The organism is Marinifilum caeruleilacunae, from assembly GCF_013141825.1.
Lineage (GTDB): Bacteria > Bacteroidota > Bacteroidia > Bacteroidales > Marinifilaceae > Marinifilum > Marinifilum caeruleilacunae.
In genome coordinates, this window is sequence record NZ_RZNH01000031.1 from 35,127 (window position 1) to 56,099 (window position 20,973).

Here is a 20,973-nt window from a genome sequence, read left to right on the forward strand (position 1 = left end):
ATTCACCCTTAAGCGAAATAAATTGAGCTTTTTAATTTTACATGCTTATTTCGCTTCTGCAAGACTATATTCTATTTCACAATATTATTGGTTCCTTCTAACACATTTAGGGCATGATTAACAACTCTAGCCACATATTTGTTATCATCACCCAATGCTAACCTTAATGTTTCTTTAACAGGTTTGGCTTTCTCACCAATTTCATCCAATACTAGTGCAGCACTTAATCTTGTCCACTCATCAATACTAACAAGTTCTTTTTTTAGAATATTCATAGCAATTGTTTCATGATTAAGGATACACAGGGCTCTTGCTGCTGCAATTCTTACAAGGGAACACTCATCATCTAATAATTTGATTATACTTGAAAAGGTTTCCTCATTTAAATTCTCGGCATAATTGCCTATTCCTGTTGCGGCCCAGTAACGAACAACCTCATTTGCGTTTAATATATGTTTCTCAAAAAGTTCAACTTTTGATCCTAAAGCAACTTCTTGGATCAAATCGATTGGTACCTTCTCTTCTCTTAAAATATTATAAATGGGCTTATTAAACTTAGATTCCCATTGACGAAGTATGGCTTCAGGAATTAAACCTGCATCTGCTACATCAATAGACCATTCAGTATGCGCCTTTCTCATCTTAACAAGAACATCCTTATAATTAGGATCATTGGCAAGATTCTTTAATTCCCAGGGATCATTTTTTACATCAAATAATTCCTCTAGAGGTTTTGTTTGTTCCATAAGTCTCTTGGCCATTGGGGGAATTATTCCCTCTTTATTGCCTTTTCTTATTGCTTTCATAATATCACCTTTCTCTGGTGTATTCATGAATTGGATGTATGGCTTTTGAGGTTCATAATATCGAATATATTTAAATTGCTTATCTCTAACAGCACGTTGCATGTCATACCTTTCATCCATTCTATCGCGTGCGGCATAAACAAACTCTCTTTTCGAAGATAAATGTTGACCTAGGAAGGCTCTTCCTTGCATATGCTCAGGAATTGTTAATCCAGCTAACTCCAAAACTGTAGGAGCTAAATCTGTAAAACTTACCAACTCATCAGTTAACTCCCCAACTTTATATGGAAGTAACTTTTTATATTTTTCCGGTACCTTAACAATCATTGGCACCTTCAATCCAGAATCATACAGCCATCTTTTATGAATAGGCAATCCAGCTCCATGATCGGAATAAAATATAACAATTGTATTATCATCCAGCCCATCCTGTTTCAATTCATTGAGAATATTATCAACATATCTATCCAAAGCGGCAATATTATTGTAATACCTTGTCATTAATTCATTTACTACAGGAGTGTTTGGAAAATATGGTGGAAGAGGTACTTCACCTGCTTGTAACAAGATCTCTTTAGGAAGATCTTTTGTAAAAGATAAATGCTTCTTTTTTGAATTTGTAGCGCTTTCATGAGTTCCTAGAAAATTAAACACTGCAAAAAATGGCTGGTCCTTATCTTCTCTATTTTTCCAGTGTGCCTTAACTCCAGATTCATTCCAAATATCAAGTGCATTATATTCTAAGTTATAATCCTCTTTTTCATTGTTCACACAATAGTAACCAGCCTCTCTTAAATATTGAGGAAGGTATTTTAAATCCTTTGGGAAATGCCCTTTGCATCTCATATGATGAGCTCCTATTGAAGACTGATGCATCCCTGTTATTATGGAAGATCTTGCAGGTGCGCAAACAGGTGCAGTTGCAAATGCATTGGTATAACGCACCCCCTTGGAGGCTAACTGGTCAATTACTGGTGTATGCACGTGCTCATCACCAAAACACCCTAACTGAGAACTCATATCCTCGGTTGTTATCCACAATATATTTGGACGTGAATCCTTATCCTGTTTTTTACAAGAACACAAGCACAATCCAACTATAAATATTAGTATGTTTATTTTTTTTAGATTCATGTCTATCTTTTTTATCAACATTTTTAGTGGGTTCTACTTCTTTTTAACTCCCACTCTACATGCCCACTCCTGATATAATTTCTTCATTTCATTTGTCAGTTCCGGTTGTTCAGAACTCAAATCAAATAATTCAGTAGGATCTGATTTTAAATGATATAGCTCCCACTTTTTATCTCTATATGAAACCAATTTATAATCACCTAACCTTACCGCTGCAGCTCCGTTAAACTCCCAAAATAAAGGTTCCTTCCTTTCTTCAACTGTTTTATTATGAACCAAAGGCATTAAACTTCTTCCTTTTAATGAAACCAGCTTCTTGCCTTTATAAGTCTGCGGATACTTCGTTTCGGTTAATTCGAGTATGGTTGGCATAACATCCAAAATATGACCATAGTCATTTTTTATGATTCGTTTTCTTTTGATATATTTTGGCCAATACATTATGAAAGGTGTGGAGATTCCTCCCTCATGGATCCAATTCTTGTAAAATCTAAAAGGTGTGTTAGACACATTTGCCCATGGTTCTTTATAGGCTTTGTACGAACCTTTTTGTCCCACCACAGATCCATCTATATGCAATCCTCTTTCTTCCACACTTACGCTACATGCCCCATTATCCGATAAGAAAATAATTAAGGTATTCTCAGAAAGTTGATTTTTTTCTAATTCGTATAAGACACGACCAATCCCCTGATCCATCCGATCTACCATTGCCGCATATATCTGCATTAATCTAGCCCATTGCTTTTTATTTTCCTGCTTTTTCCAGGCTTCTACTGATTCAGGACGTGGCGATAACTTGATACTTTCATCCCAAATTCCCTCTCGAATCATTTTATCAAACCTCTGCTGTCTGATAGAGTCCCAGCCAATATCATATTTTCCTTCATATTTTTCTATATCTTCAGGCAAAGCATGTAGAGGCCAATGAGGTGCATTGTATGCTAAATAGAGGAAAAAAGGTTTCTCCGATTGTTGCTTTACATGCTCCGAAATCATAGAAACCGCTGAATCGGTAAAAGCATCTGTCATATAAAAGTCTGATTCAGGTGGAAACCAGCTTTGATCATTATTAGCCATCACCCTCTTTCTTTCCTGGTTTAAAATAAGCTCAAAATAACTGCTTGCCCCACTTATCAATCCAAAATGTTTATCAAATCCTCTTTTTACAGGCCAATGTTCTTTTCTTTCTCCTAAGTGCCATTTACCAGCCATATATGTTGAATAACCAACATTTTTTAATATTTCTGCAATTGTAATTGATTTCTCGTTTAAAAATCCTTGATAAGGCCCTTCTGTGATTTCCTTATCCGATTCGGAAATCATCCCACCAACTCCCGCTTCGTGATGATAGATACCCGTTAATAGGGAAGCACGGGAAGGACAACATTTTGTTTCATTGTAAAAATTTCTAAAACGAACTCCATTCTTAGCCAAACGATCCAGATTGGGAGTTGATATTTCACTTCCATAGCAGCCAATATCAGAATAGCCCATATCATCAGCCATAATTAAAATAATATTTGGCCTATCATCCTTACTTTTCTTCTGTGAAAATGCCTTACCTGCATTAACAGAAATGATACACCAAACCAAGAATGATATAATGATGTGTTTTTTCATCAAAATCTCTTTTAATCAGATTCTTTTTAATATTTTAAACTTAAATCTCAGATGCAAAATCAAGAAAACTATTTTCTATTTCTTTCGTTGACAAATGTTTACCTGAATGAATAATCATTCTGTATTTAAAGACAACCGACTCTCCTTGCATCAACTTGAAGTTTAACTCTTTTTTTCCTTTGGTAAATACCTTTTGTCCCAATGGATTTGCTGCAAACAAACCATATCCTCTAGCCATCCAATGTGTTGGATATCCAACATTATCAGGGTGATCAATTATAGCGATAGTAATACCATTACCTTGTATATCCCCCTGAAGCATTACCCATTTCGCTCGACATGACCATACATTGTTGCCTTGTAAACCTTCACTGCTGATATAATTGCCAGTAACAATTTCATTATCTATTTTTTTAAAAGTATTGGGTAAACCTAAATCATTCGTAAAGGTTGCAGGTTTTAATGAGGGTAACTCCAATTCTCTTCTTACCCTAATTCCAAACAATCCTTCTTTGCTATCATTAAAGAAAATATCTTGAGATTCTGCAGTTAATTTGGTGATGCGATCAATAAAGCGGATTTTGCCTTTTTCACTAAATACCATGCTGGTTTCTTCCCTCAACAGCTTTGTGTTATTTTTATCGGTCCAGTAGGCTTCATACTTCAGCTCCCCAGATTCACCACTTGTAACTTTTAGTAATTTTTTCAAAGTGATTCTTCCATATTTGCCTTTTCTCTCACTAGGAATAGCTTTAGAATTGTTCCAAAAATCAATTCCGCTTACATCTCCATAATTGAACCAAACTCCAACTTGATGTGGGTGATCAATTCTTTCATTTTTCCTCGTATCAATTGGGAAACCTCTGGTTATTGTGTTGCCATTGGCAGTTTTAACTGGATATAGAATGGGCTTTTCATAATCACTTGAATACCTGAAAACAGTGAATATTTCTCCACTGACCAACACTTTTACTTGCTGTTTGTTTGGGTCATCCTGAAGTTTAATTTTTTGTCCAAAGCAAGTTTGAAAAATGTTCAATAACACTATGACTACAACAAGTCTCATTCTGAGTAATATTGCATTTTTTTGACATTAATATTAATTAATACCCAGAATAAATTCTGGGTATTAATACATTTGTTTAGCCTATATGATCATGGATTATAACCTTCATCCGGGTATCCTGCTGGTGTAAAGTCAACAGTTGTACTACCACCATATCCTATATTCTGGTCTAATAAATTGTCTTTATTAGCATCAATAGCTGAAGATGGGAACGCCCACAATTTATAATGATCTTCTACATAATACATTGAGGTTGGATTGTATAACCTTGTTCTTTCAAGATACTTTCCTGTTCTAAGTAATGTAATTTTACGCTCCTCTTCTGCCACTAATTCTCTAGCTCTTTCATCAAGTATAAAATCAAGCGATACCTGGTCTGCATTAATTAAGGATGCATTTGCTCTTTCCCTTACTTTATTAATCCATATGGCTGCATCAGCACTATTATTCATCATAAAAAATGCTTCAGCATATAGTAAATATGATTCGGAAATACGCAAATAACCAGTTTCGTGATAAACTTGTTCACGTTGGCTAAAATCAGTTGTCTCATCAGCGTTAATTTCCCACTTTCTTGAATAAGAAAATGTATGTTTATCAGAATTATCTGGATAACCTAATGCATCTGCAGTATAATTGAAGTGAGTATATAATGTATCTCCTTCATTATTCTTATCATTATAACTTGGTCCATCTTCAGGTTCAATAATTGCAGAGTCTAAAGGAAAAGTGCTTGGATCTGTTAGAACTCCATTTTCATTCCAGTCGTATACGAAATACCTGCGAATTACTTCACCCTGGCCTCTGACATCATTCATTTCATAAAGGAAGTTATCTCTACCATCGGTATGTTCCCAAATCCAACTATTAATGATATTTCTGGAATCTTCTTTATTTCTGGCATATAAATCATATGCCTCTTCATCAAACATTGACCAAGGAGTCATTAAATAACGTCCTTTACCAAAACCACCGAAACGTTCATACCATTCAGCCGTTTGATCAATTTTTTTATACTTCCTATATTCATTAATATAAGCATCATTGATCGATAATTTAGTTGATCCCGGTAAATCTGTACCATTTGCAAAAACAAAGAATGTTTCGGTATTTCCTGAACTTGCGTAAGGATTATTGAAAATATCCATAAAATAATTGCCATCTTCTTCGTTTGCCGTGCTGCCAAAACGATTTGTTATCAGACTATATTCAGAAGATTCGCAAAGAGGCTGTAGCACATCACTCGCTTTTTGAAATTCACCCAATGACAAATACAATTCACCTAAATAATGTCTCGCTACTGCACCATTAATGTGTGTCATGTCATCACCTTTCAATGGCAGATTAGCAACTGCAAATTCAAGGTCTTCCTGCATTTGAGCTTTAATTTCCTCTACAGAATTACGCTCCCAGGCATTAGAATAATTTGATCCTGTAATCTCATTCACATTTAACGGAACAGGTCCAAAGGCATAAATTAATAGACGATATGCCCAAGCACGTGCTACTCTAGCTTGCGATACTACAGCATTCTTGTTATTTAAATCTTCCTCCTCACTTAAACCTTGCCAATCTACATCTCCTTCCGCTCTTTCAATAATCATATTCGTGTTGTTTATTAATTGGTAAAGCCAATCGTAAACATCACTTGATTCTTCAAAACCTGAAGCGTATTCAGTGAAATTGTTCACAGAGCCATATCTTGATGAAACCATATCAGTATTTAATACCCATAATTGATCCCGGCTCATTCTATCTCCATTTCCTTTGATCTCTCTCATCATTGCATATACCGAATTCATTGCTGAGTTGAAACCAGAATATTCTATAAACAGATTTTCTGCATAAATTGCGTCTTGCGGATCTTCCTCAAGAAAATCATTTTCGTCGCAACTGCTTAATAAAATCAATATACTTAACAGTGATATAATTATTTTATTCATGATTCTCTAATTTTAATAATTAAAATGTAATACGTGTACCAATGATTATACTAACAGGACGAGGAATTTCTATACTCTTTTTCGAACCTGTATCTTCTCCCGTGTAGTATTCTGGATCAATGCCATCCCATTCTGTCCATGTGTACACATTTTTTAGATTAGCATACACTTCAAAATCACTGATCCATTTATGCTTTTCAACAAGAGACTTAAAATTATAAGCCAAAGATATATCCTGTAAACGTACATAACTTGCATCTTCATAAGGATAAAGTTCTATCCCAGGGGTTAAACCACCCATATTAATTCCAGGAAGATCTGTAGTTGCATTATCAGGTGTCCAATAAGTTGCATTTAACTTACGTCTTGGGCCAAAATTATCATTGTTAACCAGGGTGTTTCTTTTTGTTACTCCCCATACTCCATTTAAGAAGAAGCTAAATGTCCAATTTTTATAAATGAATGTATTTTTAAGACCTGCTGTAAAATCAGGGTTTTGATCTCCTTGGATTTCTTTATCTGCTGTACCATCAATTTTACCATCACCATTTACATCCTTTACAATAGGCTGACCAGGACGAGCAGTAGAAGACATTAAAACAATTTCATCTGCAACTTCTGGCTTTAACTGGTAGTTATTATTAGCATCGAGCACATAATTACCTTGACCGTCAGTGATAAAATCCGACTTCTGTAAAATTCTATCTAAAGAGTAATCGAAATTGACATTTACAGGATGCCCAATAAACCACTCACTAGCAACATCATCGATATAATGTCCATCTGCATTTTTTAATCCAACATTTTCAATTTCAGATTTAAATGATGAAGCATTTAAGGATGTTTTCCAAGTAAAATCTTTTGTTGAAATATTTACAGTAGATATCTGTATTTCAAAACCTTTGGTAGATGTTTCACCAATATTTCTTAAAATACTGGTTGTTCCGTTAACTCCTGATATTGTTTCAGATAACAATAGATCTTCTGTACTAGATGAAAATACATCGAAGGCACCAAATACTCTACCGCCAAACAGTGTAAAATCCAAACCAGCATTAATTGACTTGGTTGTTTCCCAACTTAAATCTGGGTTATCCAATGTTTCAGCATAATATCCTGTTTGCACACCATCATTCTCATCAATATAGTCATTCGAATTCATTCTACGCAGCGTTTCGTATGCACTCACTGCCTCATTCCCAGACTCACCATAAGACAATCTAAATTTCAGTGCATCCACAGCTTCCACATCCGACATAAAACTTTCATTGGAAATGTTCCAACCTAGAGCAACAGATGGAAACCATCCGAACTTTTTATTATCTCCAAATTGTGAAGCACCATCTCTTCTCATTGTGGCTGTAATTAAATATCGACTATCATATACATAATTTGCTCTGAACATTTGGGATAATGAACTTCTTTCCCACTTTGTTGCTGAACCCGTCAATATTTCAGCATTTTCAGGTTGATAATATCCCATTACATCACTCTGAAATCCTTTACCAATCATTCCATCCGTTTCTTCTATACTTTCCTGAATACTGTATAAGGCTGTTAAGAATATTGAGTGTTTTCCAAAATCACGGTTATAACTTAAAATATTATCAATTGTCCATGATTTCGATGTTTTGTCATTAATTTCAAGATATCCATTATAAATTGATCCCGATACGGTATTGTTACCTTTATAAGTCTTATCCTCTCGATATTTAGTTTGATATCCAGCATTAAGTTTATAATGTAATCCTTGAACTTTTGGGATATCAATATCCAAGAAATGATTTGTAATTATTCTCGTTTCTTTATCTTCATTCTCATACAATAAAGGTTCTAAAGGATTCATAACTGAAGAATCTTCATCAGTTGGAGTTAAATCGATAGTTCCATCAGCATTATAAGCATTATAGGTAGGGCTCATTCTAAATGCACCTCGGCTTGTACCCCAGTCTGCAGGCTCACCACTTCTATCGTAAAATCCCAATTGAGTGTTTGTTCCATAAGTTATGCCATGTCCCAAATCAAAGCTAAGATTTAGGCGGTAAACGAATCGCTCAAAGTCATCACCTTTGGCAACACCTTCATTTTTACCATAAATGGCAGACATGTAATACTTATTCTTTTCACTCCCTCCTGAGATGGATAAATTGTGCTCTTGTTTGTGTCCAACTCTTGAGGCCAAGTCTACCCAATCAGTATCTCGTCCTCCTTCAGGATACGCAAAGGCATTGGCTATTTGTTGTAGAACTGTCCAATCTGATGTTGCATCAGGATAGTTAGCCAATATATTATTCTTCACTTCATCCCAAGTTTGTCCAGGATATCCCTCCATAAAAGCCGCAATGTCCGTATTACTGCTTGCATCTCCCTGAAATGCATTATCGATCACCTTACTAATTGATAAGGTATTGCTAGGAGAAGCAAGTACATTAGAAACATTTCTTTGCCATATATCACTCCAATAATCAGAGGCATTTTGCATATCAGGTAAGTCGCCTATAAAATCCCAACTATAACTACCGCTATATGAGACTGTCATTTTTCCAGCTTTACCCTTTTTGGTAGTGATTAAAATTACACCATTAGAACCTCTCGATCCGTAAATCGCAGTGGATGATGCATCTTTTAACACCTCCATACTTTCAATATCGTTTGAATTAAGCTCAGAAAGAGATCCGTCGAATGGTATTCCATCCAAAACAATTAGAGGTTCATTACTTGCAGTAATTGAGTTTTGTCCTCGAATTAAGATGGTACCATCATCTTCAGCACTTGAGTTATTTGTGGTAACAGTTATACCAGCCATATTACCTTGTAGAGCCTGCACAATATTCGTTTGAGATTGTTCTCGAAGCACATCTGTATTAAAAGAAGCTACAGAACCAGTGATATCGCTTTTTTTCTGAGTTCCATAACCAATTGCAACAACTTCATTAAGTCCAATAGCATCAACCTCCAACATGACATCAATAACCTTTTGGTTGGAAATCTCAATTTCCTCGCTCTTCATTCCGATAAATGAAAAAACCAAAATAGAGCCCTGATTCACTGATATCGAATAATTTCCATCAATATCAGTAATAGTACCTTCGGTTGTTCCTTTAATAAAGACATTTACACCAGGAATTGGAAATTCATTTGTTGCGTCTTTTACAACACCTGTAATCAACTGTTTGTCACTCTGAAAATTCCCATTCAGGCCATTTTTATCTGTCTTGGTACTAGCAGATACAATTCCTGTACTAAGAATAATAAACGACAACAGAGACATAACTCTGGTCATTATCAGCAATTTTCTATTGCAATTACTGAAATAATTTTTCCTTAATCGTTTGTTTTTCATAGGATTAATTTTAGGTAGATCTATAAACCTTAAACCAATTGGTATAAGGATAAATACATATCAACATTCTTAATAGAAATCTTGTCTAATAATTAATTCAATCTAAGATTTCCATTTTATTATTTTCGATTAACCATAAATGGCCGAATAATTTGCACTTAAGAATAATTGAGTCAACATGATTTATTTTATTACAGACAACATCCAATTTTTAGTATTTGGCATGTTAGTAATTTTATCAATAAGTCTCATCAATTCTTTAGCTAAATATTCAGTTAATTATAATTCAAAGGTTTGCGTAGCATCTTTAAAAAAATTATCATTCTTTTAAGTCATTTCCTTACATATTTCTATTCTTCCAAACGAAATCAGACTTCTACCCCCTTAAGAAAACATGCGCTTTTTTTCTATCTTCGTTTAAATAGAATAATTCCAAGCTCATTAACAGCATTGTATTCAATAGTCGTTTATTCCATATAAATACTCAATTGCTTTCTAAATATCCTCAAAGCTTTACTCATCTGTGTTTCAACTGTTTTCACAGAAAGATCTAGCTCACTAGCAATCTCCCTATATGTAAAACCATCATCGCGACTTAATGAAAATATCCTTCTACACTGTTTTGGTAGACTGATTTTTGTATTTTCAATTCTTGCCGAAATTTCTGTTTCTAATGCCAAATCATTCATTAAGCAAAAGTTGTTGTATAAATACAGATATCTACTTAGCCTTTTCTTTTCAACTTTTTTGTATCTTATATTATCTATTGCGCCATTATAAACAGAACGAAACAGATACTTTTTTGCTTCGTTATTCGAATTTGAATTACCAAACTTTATCCAATAGTTTATAAATACTTCCTGAACTATATCTTCACTTTGATTTAAATCTCCAATAAACCTATTTGCATAATGTACCAAGGAAACATACAATTCATTAAAAAGCACATTAAACCCTTCACTTAAATCTCTGTCTTTTAGCAAATTCACTGTTGAACTTTGACCTTTCATCACTTTGATAATTCAAATTCTTTAAGATTTTTGCGCAGTATTCACAACTCTTATAATTCCTTAATTTTTATATTCTTAAATGATACTTTATCTCCATGATCTTGAATTAGGATATTCCCATCTTCAAATTCTCCAAAGTTTGGCCATTTACCATATTTACTATAGGCAACCAATGCTTTCCACATTTGAGTTCCTCTATCATATTCCACTACCTTACATCCATTTAAAAAATGTTTGACGTGTGATCCTTTTACTTCAATTCTTGCTCTATTCCACTGACCAATTGCATTCACATACTTTTCTCTAGGGAGATATGGGTTGTATTCCTGACCATTTGCCTTTATCAAGTCGTAAAGTGAACCAATTGTTCTATTACCTTTAGTTCCTTTTTTAGCGTCAGGATGTTTTTTATCATCTAAAATTTGGAATTCGCAACCAATCGAAGAACCGGCGCCCTGGTTTAAATCAGTATCTACAAAATATTTAATTCCACTATTTGCTCCTTGGGTAAGTTTGAAATCTACTTCAATAATAAAATTCTTGTATTTTCTTTTTGTAACGATATCACCTCCATTCGCAGATTCTCCACCATCTGATGCTAACACAGATAATACCCCATCTTTGATTTCCCATCCATTCTCCGGAAAATTTTCTAATTTAGAGCCTCTCCATCCTTTGGTTGTTTGTCCATCCCACAGCAATTTCCATCCATCTTTAATTTGTTTTGGGGTGAGTTCGTTTTTTAGGTAACTTACTTCCGGAGCATCCGATACAAAGTGCTGCTCCAAATCTTTTTCTCCAATTTCCTGTAGATAGATATTCTTCCATCGAATCTGTTTACCATCCAAATGTTCTTTCTTGTGAATACCATGAACCTGCAGCCCAATAAAGCCGGTCTCCACTTCTTCTTCAACAAGATTTGAACAAGCAACACCATTAACCCAGGTTAAAATTCGATTATTGTATGCTATTACCTTGAACTTATTCCATTCTCCTTTTTTAAATGCTGATTTGGCTTTTGGATTATACTCCAAAGGATATCTCCACCCCTTTCTTGCTTCATCAAATACTCCACCAGCCCATCCTCTTTGAGAATCTTCACATTCTATTTGCAAACCAAATGGTCTTCCTTCCTTAAAATCTTTATCCGTTGATGTTCTAATTTGTACACCAGAATTTAATCCTTCATCCATTTTCACCTCATACTCTAAAATAAAATTGGTGTAATTTCTCTTTGTAGCTAAAAAAGTATTAGGACTGCCCATTTTTGAAGTTCCTACAATCTGGTCTCCATCGATTGCATACTCAGCTGTGCCATAAAGAATCCTCCAACCATTGAAATTCTTCCCATTAAATAAATTTGTTTTGTTTTGGGCAGATAAAACACATGGTAATAAAATTGCCAAGCATAACACGTAAGTTAGTTTTCTCATTTCAATCAATCTATTATTAGTTTATTTGAGTTTTGAACCTTATCATCATTTCGCGATAAAATTCACGTGCTAAAGTAGATATATGAACAAACTGAGATGGGCGTTTTTGTATCAGATAAGGTCGTATTTCAGTCAAAAAGGACCTTCTAGCGTTTTTTAAGATTTTTGGCAGACTATTTTTTTAACTTTAGGCAAAAGTTAATTTTGATATGATTCAATTAAGAACCTTTCTTTTACTCTTATTACTTATTACCTTTAATAGTAATACCTATTCTCAAAATGTAAAATTTGACCATTTTGATATTTCAAATGAATTATCTCAGAATAATATCATCGATTTAATTGTTGATGACATTGGCTATGTTTGGGTAGGTACCTTAGAAGGACTTAATAGATTTGATGGCTATAAATTTAAAGTATTCAAGTCATTCCCCAAAAAAAATGGCAATATATCCGGAAGTGAAATTGTAAGTTTAGGAAAAAGTATAAATGGCAACATTTGGGTAATTACAAAGAATGGTGGCCTAAACTATTTCAATCATAAATTTGAGAGATTCGAAACATTTCCTTTTTCGTTATTTAAGAATTTCAATATTGAAAATGTTAATTCTATTGTTGAAATATCACCTGATGAAATATGGATTGCTGAAGAAAATATGTTGGGTGTATTTAATAAATCAACACTCAATTTTTCATACAAGAAACTTCCTTTTAGCATTGATTGTATGATTAAACTCCCAAATTCAAAACTTTTAATGTCTGGTGAAAATGGAATTTATGAAGCAAACAGAGTTCAGGTAACAGCTGATAGCTGTTCAATTGAACTCGACAAGTTGTACAGCAATCCGGTATATAAACTTGCGGTAAATAATGATAGCACCATAATAGGCATCACAAAAACCAAAATATTACAATGGAAGAATATTAAAAATATACCACAAACCCTTTTTTCTTTCTCAGATGTAAATTTACCCAATGTATCTTTCAATAATTTAATTAGAGATGTAATCGTAAAAGAAAATGATATTTGGATTGGAGGAGATTATCCATTGGTTAAAATTAATATAAATAAGGAGATAAAAGTAAGTATATACAAAAATGAAAAAGACAACCCTTCTTCTTTTAAAGGACATGTAGCAAGAAAATTGGCATTCGATAAAAATAACAATCTCTGGATAGGCACTACCAAACATGGAATAAATCTATTGGAGAAAAAGAAGAATCAATTTAAACATTACCATTTAAAAGAAACTCCTGAAAATGCAATGAATTTTGATCCTGTAAGATGTATTTGTAAAACCAGATCTGGAGATTTGTGGTTTGCATTAGACAGGTTTGGTGTTGGTGTACAGCATCCAAATGGGGAACAAGAACTATATCTTCACTTTTACGAACAAAATAAGGTAAGAGATTTAAGAAGAGTTAGATCTATTTTCGAGGACTCAGCAGGAAATATATGGGTTGGCGATTCTAATGGGATGGGTATTTTTAATCCATATTCTGACAGAATCGAATCAATCCATTTTAAGTATGGTTGGGAATGGCCATATCTTTGCTACTCAATTAAAGAATTCGAGAACGGATTGCTCACCCTAACAGGAAAACCAAATTTGATTGGTGTGATTAATTTAAAAACAAATAATCTAAACACTTTTCCTTTTAGTAAAAACAATGTAAGTCTTTCAGGTACGATTCGAGATATAACTCAAGACCGATATCACAATACATGGGTGGGTTCGAATAAAGGCATTATAAAAATAAGTTATCCCGATTTTAATTATTCTAAAATAGATTATAATAGCAATGGAATTTTAGGCAATAAAGTATATTCTATTCATTCTAAAGGAGATTCTTTGTGGATTGGAACTAACAATGGTTTAGGCATTTTTAGTATTAGTCAGAATAAAACTGTAAAAACATTTTTAGAAGATGATGGTCTTGTTGATAATATAATCTATAGTATCTATTCAGATTCTAAAAACAAGGTATGGATAAGTACCAATAATGGAATTAGTTGTTTTAATGAGGAACATCAGAAATTTACAAACTATCTTGAGAATAATTATTTTATGGATGATGCACATTTCCAGCATAAAAATGGTGAGTTATTTTATGGAGGATATAATGGCATTGTATCATTTAAACCTGAGGAAGTTGCTCCTGAACAAAACATTGGAAAACCATTCTATGAAAAACTGTATCTATTTAATAAACTTGTTAACCCTTTAGATACAATTGATAACAATATCATACTTAAGAACTCATTATCCCAAACCAATCAAATATCACTGACCTATCGCCAAAACTCCCTTTCTATATCTTTTAATGCTTTTCCATATAGCTATCCTAATTCCAACAGATTCAGATATAAACTTATAGGTTTTCAGGAGAATTGGTCATACAGTATGGGTACAAACAGTCTGGTAACTTATACCAGTTTACCTCCAGGGAATTATGAATTACACCTATGCGTAAGCTCAGATAACCAATATTGGAGTGAAGCTAAAATTCTATCTATTGAAATTATTCCACCAATCTGGAAGCAGTTTTGGTTTAAAATTGCAGTAATTGCTTTATTGCTATTGTTAGCAGTATTATTTTATTTCAGACGAATTGCAAACATCAAAAAACATAACCTAATTCTTAAAAAAAGAGTTGAAGAGCAAACTTCGGAACTTAGAAGACAAAAGAATGAAATTGAAGAAATTGCAGAAAAACTTCACGAAGCTGATGAAGCGAAACTTCGTTTCTTTACTAACATTTCTCATGAATTTAGAACGCCATTGACTTTAATTTTAGGACATCTTGATCAATCAAATGGAAAACTAAAACACAGTAATTCTAAAGCGATTAAAAATAATGCTTTAAGGCTACTTATGTTAGTTAATCAGCTCATTGATATTCGCAAAGTGGACCAAAACCAAATGCAATTATCTATAAACCAAATTGACATCGTTAATTTAACTAAGGAAATTGTAGAATCATTTCAGGTGGTTGCAAACAAAAAGAATATTGATCTTCAATTTTTATCCACATCAAAAAATATTAGCATGTGGCTTGATGTTGACAAGATGAATAAAATTCTTTATAATCTTATTTCTAATGCAATTAAATACACTCCTAAAAATAAATGGATTGTAGTTTCAATTGCAGATCAATACGAACATATAGAACTTACAGTTTCTGATAAGGGAATTGGCATTCCATCTGAGGATATTGAGTATATATTCGATAGGTTTTACCGTGGTAAAGGAAAAAATATTGAAGGCCATGGGATCGGTTTATCTTTGGTTAAAAATTTAGTGGAGATTCAAAAAGGAGCAATCTCTGTGAAAAGCATGATCCATAAAGGATCAGAGTTTAAGCTTATTTTCAAAAAAGGAAAAGGTCATTTTTCACCAGATAACATAGTTACTGATTCGTATCAACAGTTTGAGACCGAAAAATACGAAGATATTCAGGAAGAGTGGCAACCTTTTAACCCAGGAGTTGATCTCATGGTAGTTGAAGACAACATAGATCTTAGTGATTTTCTAAAAAGTATTCTTTCAAAATATTATAATGTAATTACTGCTACTAATGGTAAAGAAGCCATAGAATTATTAAAAAACAACACGCCTGAATTAATTATTTCAGACATCATGATGCCTGAAATGGATGGAATAACTTTTTGCAAGTACTTAAAGCAAAACATTTACACATCGCACATACCAATCATTTTACTTACTGCCAAAAATAGTCTTGATACAAAATTTGAAAGTTTTGAATTGGGAATCGATGGTTTTATTGAAAAACCATTTAATGCTAAATTATTACTCTTGCGTATCAATGCAATTTTAGAGAATAGAGAACGATTTAAGAGACAATACATTGAACATGGATCACAAATTGAATCAATCAAAAACAAACCCAGTTCTACCGACAAATTATTTTGGTCGAGAATAACTGGTATTATTGACACAAACTATTCTTTACCAGAATTTTCTGTTGATGAAATGAGTATTAAAATGAATATGAGTAGAGCAAGCTTTTATAGAAAATTTAAAGGATTAACAGGTATCTCTCCAGGCGATTATTTACGAAAATGCAGATTAAAAAAAGCTCACACAATGCTTTTAGAAGATAACATTAGCATCAGTAAGGTTAGTTTGGAAGTTGGATTTCAAAGTGTTTCTCATTTTAGAAAATGTTTTAAAGAAGAGTACGGCTCTACTCCATCTGAATATCGAAAAACAAATTCTTAGTTAAAAGAATTGTAAAATTTCATCCTTTACCATAGTGATTATAGATTTCATTACAGAATACTAGGATTATTAAATATCATTAACTATTTTCGTGTGCGTTAACGGATGTTCTTTAATAAAAATATTCGCCTCGTATACTCTCCCCAGATAAAATACGTACACGTTTTAATTATTATAATATGGAATTGAATAGGCAACTTGCAAAAGAATCAATTAACCATCCAGAAAAAATATTACAATTTGGTGAAGGAAACTTCCTTAGAGCCTTTGTAGAATGGATCGTTAATAAAATGAATAAAGAGATCGATTTCAACACAGGTGTTGTTATAGCGCAACCAATTGAAAATGGACTTGCCGAATTAATAAATTCACAGGATGGTTTATATCATGTACAACTTAAAGGAATAAAAGATAGTAAACCGATTAAAGAAAATGAATTAATCGATTGTGTAACTCGTGCTTTAAACCCATATTCTGAGTTTGATAAGTATTTAGCCGTAATTGACAATCCTGATTTAAGATTTGTAATCTCCAATACAACAGAAGCTGGAATTAGTTGGGATGAATCAGATAAACTTGACCAAACTCCTCAAAGCTCGTTTCCAGGTAAAATGACTTCTTTGCTGTATCGCCGATTTAAAACTTTCAAAGGTGATACCTCAAAAGGTTTAATTATAATTTGCTGTGAACTAATCGATAGAAATGCAGACTTCCTTAAGCAATATGTATTAAAACATGCAATAAATTGGAAGTTAGAACAGGATTTTTTTACATGGATAGAAGAAGCGTGTGCATTTTGCAACACATTAGTTGATCGCATTGTTCCTGGCTTTCCAAAAGATAATATTGATGAAGTACATGCAGAACTCGGGTTTAAAGATCAATTGGTTACTGTTGGGGAGTACTTCCATCTTTGGGTAATAGAGGCTCCCCAATACGTAAAAGATGAATTTCCTGCTGATAAAGCTGGACTAGAAGTAAAGTTTGTAGATGACATGACAGACTTTAGGGAGCAAAAGGTTCGTGTTTTAAATGGAGCACACACTGGAAGTTTTGCCGTATCATTATTATATGGTATTGAAACCGTACGTGAAAGTATTGAGCATGATGCTCTTGGAAGATTCATGAACAACATGGTTTACAATGAGATTTTAAAAACGATAAAAGGGGAAAAAGAAGACTTAAACAATTTTGCTAAAAAAATATTAGAGCGTTTCTATAACCCATATATTAGGCACGAATGGAAAAGTATTGCATTAAATTCGATGTCAAAATGGAAAACCAGAAACCTTTGTTCTTTACTTGATTATATAAAGGTTACAAATCAAGTTCCTTCTCACCTTTCATTTTCTTTGGCTGCTTTAATTGCCTATTATAAAGGAGAATACAATGGCAAAAAGATCGAAATACAGGACGATCAGGTACACATCGATTTTATGAAGAAAGTCTGGGGTAATTTTGATTTGAACCCTGAAAATGTAAGATCTCTAACAGAAAAAGTATTGGCCTATTCTGATTTATGGGAAGTGGATTTAAATCAGACACCAAACTTAACTGATACTGTCAGTAAACACCTATTTGCTATTCTTTCCGATGGAATTCAAGATGCAATTAAAACACTTTCATAAATGGAAAAGTTTTTAAAAATACATTTATCAGATAATGTTCTTGTGGCAACAAGTGACATTTACAAAGGTGAAATCATAAGTATTGATGATATTAGTCTGAAAATAAATAAAGACATACCTGCAGGACATAAAATTGCTTTAATATCGATTGTAAAAGGTGAAAATGTAATTAAATACGGAAATCCAATTGGCTATGCAGCTTCAGATATCAAACCGGGTGATCATGTTCATGTACATAATGTGAAAACCAATTTATCCGATTGCATGGAATATGAATATCATCCAAAATTCAATGATTTGAATTTTGCTGCTTCAGAACTAACTTTCAAGGGATTCAAGCGAAAAAACGGTGATGTTGGCATTCGAAATGAATTGTGGATAATACCAACCGTTGGCTGTGTAAATGGTCAAGCAAAAAGTATTGTCAATTATTTAAAACAACAGCATCATTTCAAAAACCTTGAAAACCTACACGTATTTGGTCACACTTATGGTTGTTCACAATTGGGAGATGATCATATAAATACCAAAACAGCTCTTGCAAATATGGTTAAACACCCAAATGCTGGAGGTGTTTTAGTATTAGGATTGGGATGTGAAAATAATCAAATTAGTGAATTAAAAAAATCATTAGGTGAATATGACAAAGAGCGTGTTAAATTCCTAAACTGCCAAGATGTTGAAGATGAAATAGAAGAAGGAGTTAAGCTAGTTGAAAACCTTTATACGAATATGCAGAAGGATACTAGAACTGATTGTCCTTTAAAGGATCTTAAAATTGGTTTAAAGTGCGGAGGTTCTGACGGTTTTAGTGGTATTACGGCTAACCCTCTTCTTGGTGTTTTTTCTGATTTATTAATTGCAAGTGGTGGTAGTACTGTATTAACTGAAGTTCCTGAAATGTTTGGAGCTGAACATTTATTAATGGAGAGAGCTGAAAACAAAGAGGTTTTTAATAAAACAGTCAACTTGATAAATGATTTTAAGGAGTACTTCATTAAACACAATCAACCAATTTATGAGAATCCATCACCAGGTAACAAAGCTGGTGGCATTACAACACTTGAAGATAAATCTTTAGGTTGTACTCAAAAAGGAGGTTCTGCGAAGATTGTTGATGTATTAAAATATGGTGAAACAATACAAAGAAATGGTTTAAACCTACTTTCATCACCTGGAAATGATTTAGTGGCAGCTTCTGCTTTAGGTTTTGCTGGATGTCAAATGGTACTTTTTACCACTGGTAGAGGAACGCCATTTGGTAGTTTTATACCCACAATGAAAATATCAACCAATAGTGACCTAGCCAAAAGAAAATCTCATTGGATTGACTTTAATGCAGGAACTATTTTGGAGTCTGGTAATGTAAATTCCCTTGCAGAAGAGTTCCTTGAATTTGTAATTACTGTGGCAAGCGGAAAAGAGTTAAATCATGAAAAAACAGGCTTTAGGGAAATTGCAATCTTCAAGTCGGGTGTAACACTATAATAATTAATCAACGCAAAACTCTCATTATGAACAAAGTGATCACCTTTGGTGAAGTAATGCTAAGACTTTCAAGTCCAGATTACTCTCGATTATCTCAAACCGAAACACTTCAAATATCCGTTGGTGGCGGTGAAGCAAATGTTGCCATTTCATTAGCAAATTATGGTATAGATGTTGAATTCATAACAAGATTACCAAAAAATGATTTAGGAGATTTATGCCTTAAAAATCTTAAAAAAAATAATGTCAACGTACAAAATGTTATTTGGGGAGGAGATCGGTTAGGTACATATTATCACGAAAAGGGCGCTGTGTCCAGAGGAGGCAAGGTGATTTACGATAGAAACAATTCCGCATTTAGCAGTATTGAACCCGGTATGATCAATTGGGATCAAATATTTGAGGGCGTAAGCTGGTTTCATTGGACAGGAATATCAGCTGGAATATCGGAAAGTGCAGCTAAAGTATGCTTGGAAGCAATTACATCAGCAAACAAAAAAAGAATTACTGTTTCCGTGGATATCAATTATAGAGCAAATCTTTGGAAGTACGGAAAAGCTCCTATAAATGTAATGCCTGAGTTAGTTGACGGTTGCGATATCATTATTGGAAATGAAATGGATGCTGAAAAAATTCTGGGTATTCCATCGAAAAGTTTACCCAATAAGAAAAAATTGGTCCCTGAAGATTATTCTCAAGTTTTTAAAAGTATGATGAGTAAATATCCTCGATGCAAAAAGATAATATCAACAATTCGAGGATCAATTAATGCTAATTACAATACATTAACCGGAGTTTTGCATAATGGCGACGATTTTATTAAAGCGAGTAATAACTATAACATTACACATATTGTTGATCGGATCGGAGGAGGAGATTCCTTTATGGGTGGTTTAATTTATGGACTAATCACCTGGCCTGAGGATGATCAGAAAGCATTAGATTTTGCATTGGCTGCTTCCTTTTTAAAACATACAATTTGTGGTGATTATAATCAGGTGTCTATAAATGAGATAGAAAAGGTGCTCAATGGTAATAAAACAGGATACCTGATTAGATAGGTATTATGGATTACTATTATGGATTATATCAATTTCAGACTAATACTCATCATTCATAATTTTAATCCATAACCTATCATTATTAATTATAATCTGTGCATAATTATTGTCTAGCTCCATTAGTTTAAGGAGAGATAATTCTCTCTTTATACTTTTCTATTAAATTGGATTGTCAAGGACAATAAGAAAAAAAA

General features: G+C 33.4%; 11 protein-coding genes. 4 read left to right on the forward strand and 7 right to left on the reverse strand.

Annotated features, from left to right (window positions below; translation table 11 throughout):
* Positions 1–71: 71 nt before the first annotated feature.
* The 7 genes from ELS83_RS16070 to ELS83_RS16100 form a co-directional block, all read right to left on the reverse strand.
* Positions 72–1,940 (reverse strand): sulfatase-like hydrolase/transferase, encoded by a 1,869-nt coding sequence (locus ELS83_RS16070; protein WP_171596565.1) that lies wholly within the window; start codon positions 1,938–1,940, stop codon positions 72–74.
* Positions 1,941–1,973: 33 nt separating this feature from the next.
* Positions 1,974–3,563: an arylsulfatase gene (locus ELS83_RS16075; protein WP_216616626.1), complete on the reverse strand. Its 1,590-nt coding sequence runs from the start codon at positions 3,561–3,563 to the stop codon at positions 1,974–1,976.
* Positions 3,564–3,603: 40 nt separating this feature from the next.
* Positions 3,604–4,629 (reverse strand): DUF6807 domain-containing protein, encoded by a 1,026-nt coding sequence (locus ELS83_RS16080; protein ID WP_171596566.1) that lies wholly within the window; start codon positions 4,627–4,629, stop codon positions 3,604–3,606.
* Between the two features lie 89 nt (positions 4,630–4,718).
* Positions 4,719–6,572 carry a RagB/SusD family nutrient uptake outer membrane protein gene (locus ELS83_RS16085; RefSeq protein WP_171596567.1) on the reverse strand — a complete coding sequence of 618 codons (1,854 nt, stop codon included), beginning with the start codon at positions 6,570–6,572 and terminating at the stop codon, positions 4,719–4,721.
* A 19-nt stretch (positions 6,573–6,591) separates the two neighbouring features.
* Positions 6,592–9,855: a SusC/RagA family TonB-linked outer membrane protein gene (locus tag ELS83_RS16090; protein WP_171596568.1), complete on the reverse strand. Its 3,264-nt coding sequence runs from the start codon at positions 9,853–9,855 to the stop codon at positions 6,592–6,594.
* A gap of 527 nt (positions 9,856–10,382) precedes the next feature.
* The gene (locus ELS83_RS16095) at positions 10,383–10,925 is read right to left on the reverse strand and encodes an RNA polymerase sigma-70 factor (protein ID WP_171596569.1); all 543 of its coding nucleotides are present in this window, start codon (positions 10,923–10,925) and stop codon (positions 10,383–10,385) included.
* A gap of 50 nt (positions 10,926–10,975) precedes the next feature.
* Complete coding sequence (locus ELS83_RS16100) at positions 10,976–12,358, reverse strand: 3-keto-disaccharide hydrolase (protein ID WP_171596570.1); 1,383 nt, start codon at positions 12,356–12,358, stop codon at positions 10,976–10,978.
* Positions 12,359–12,567: 209 nt separating this feature from the next.
* Here ELS83_RS16100 and ELS83_RS16105 point away from each other — a divergent pair, with 209 nt between their 5' ends.
* The 4 genes from ELS83_RS16105 (at position 12,568) to ELS83_RS16120 (ending at position 20,779) form a co-directional block, all read left to right on the forward strand.
* Positions 12,568–16,602, forward strand: a complete 4,035-nt coding sequence (locus ELS83_RS16105) for a hybrid sensor histidine kinase/response regulator transcription factor (RefSeq protein WP_171596571.1) — start codon at positions 12,568–12,570, stop codon at positions 16,600–16,602.
* Between the two features lie 179 nt (positions 16,603–16,781).
* The gene (locus ELS83_RS16110) at positions 16,782–18,230 is read left to right on the forward strand and encodes a tagaturonate reductase (protein WP_171596572.1); all 1,449 of its coding nucleotides are present in this window, start codon (positions 16,782–16,784) and stop codon (positions 18,228–18,230) included.
* Positions 18,231–19,718: a UxaA family hydrolase gene (locus tag ELS83_RS16115; RefSeq protein ID WP_171596573.1), complete on the forward strand. Its 1,488-nt coding sequence runs from the start codon at positions 18,231–18,233 to the stop codon at positions 19,716–19,718.
* 26 nt (positions 19,719–19,744) lie between these two features.
* On the forward strand, positions 19,745–20,779 hold the full coding sequence (locus ELS83_RS16120) for a sugar kinase (protein WP_216616628.1): 1,035 nt from the start codon (positions 19,745–19,747) through the stop codon (positions 20,777–20,779).
* The last annotated feature ends 194 nt before the right edge of the window (positions 20,780–20,973 follow it).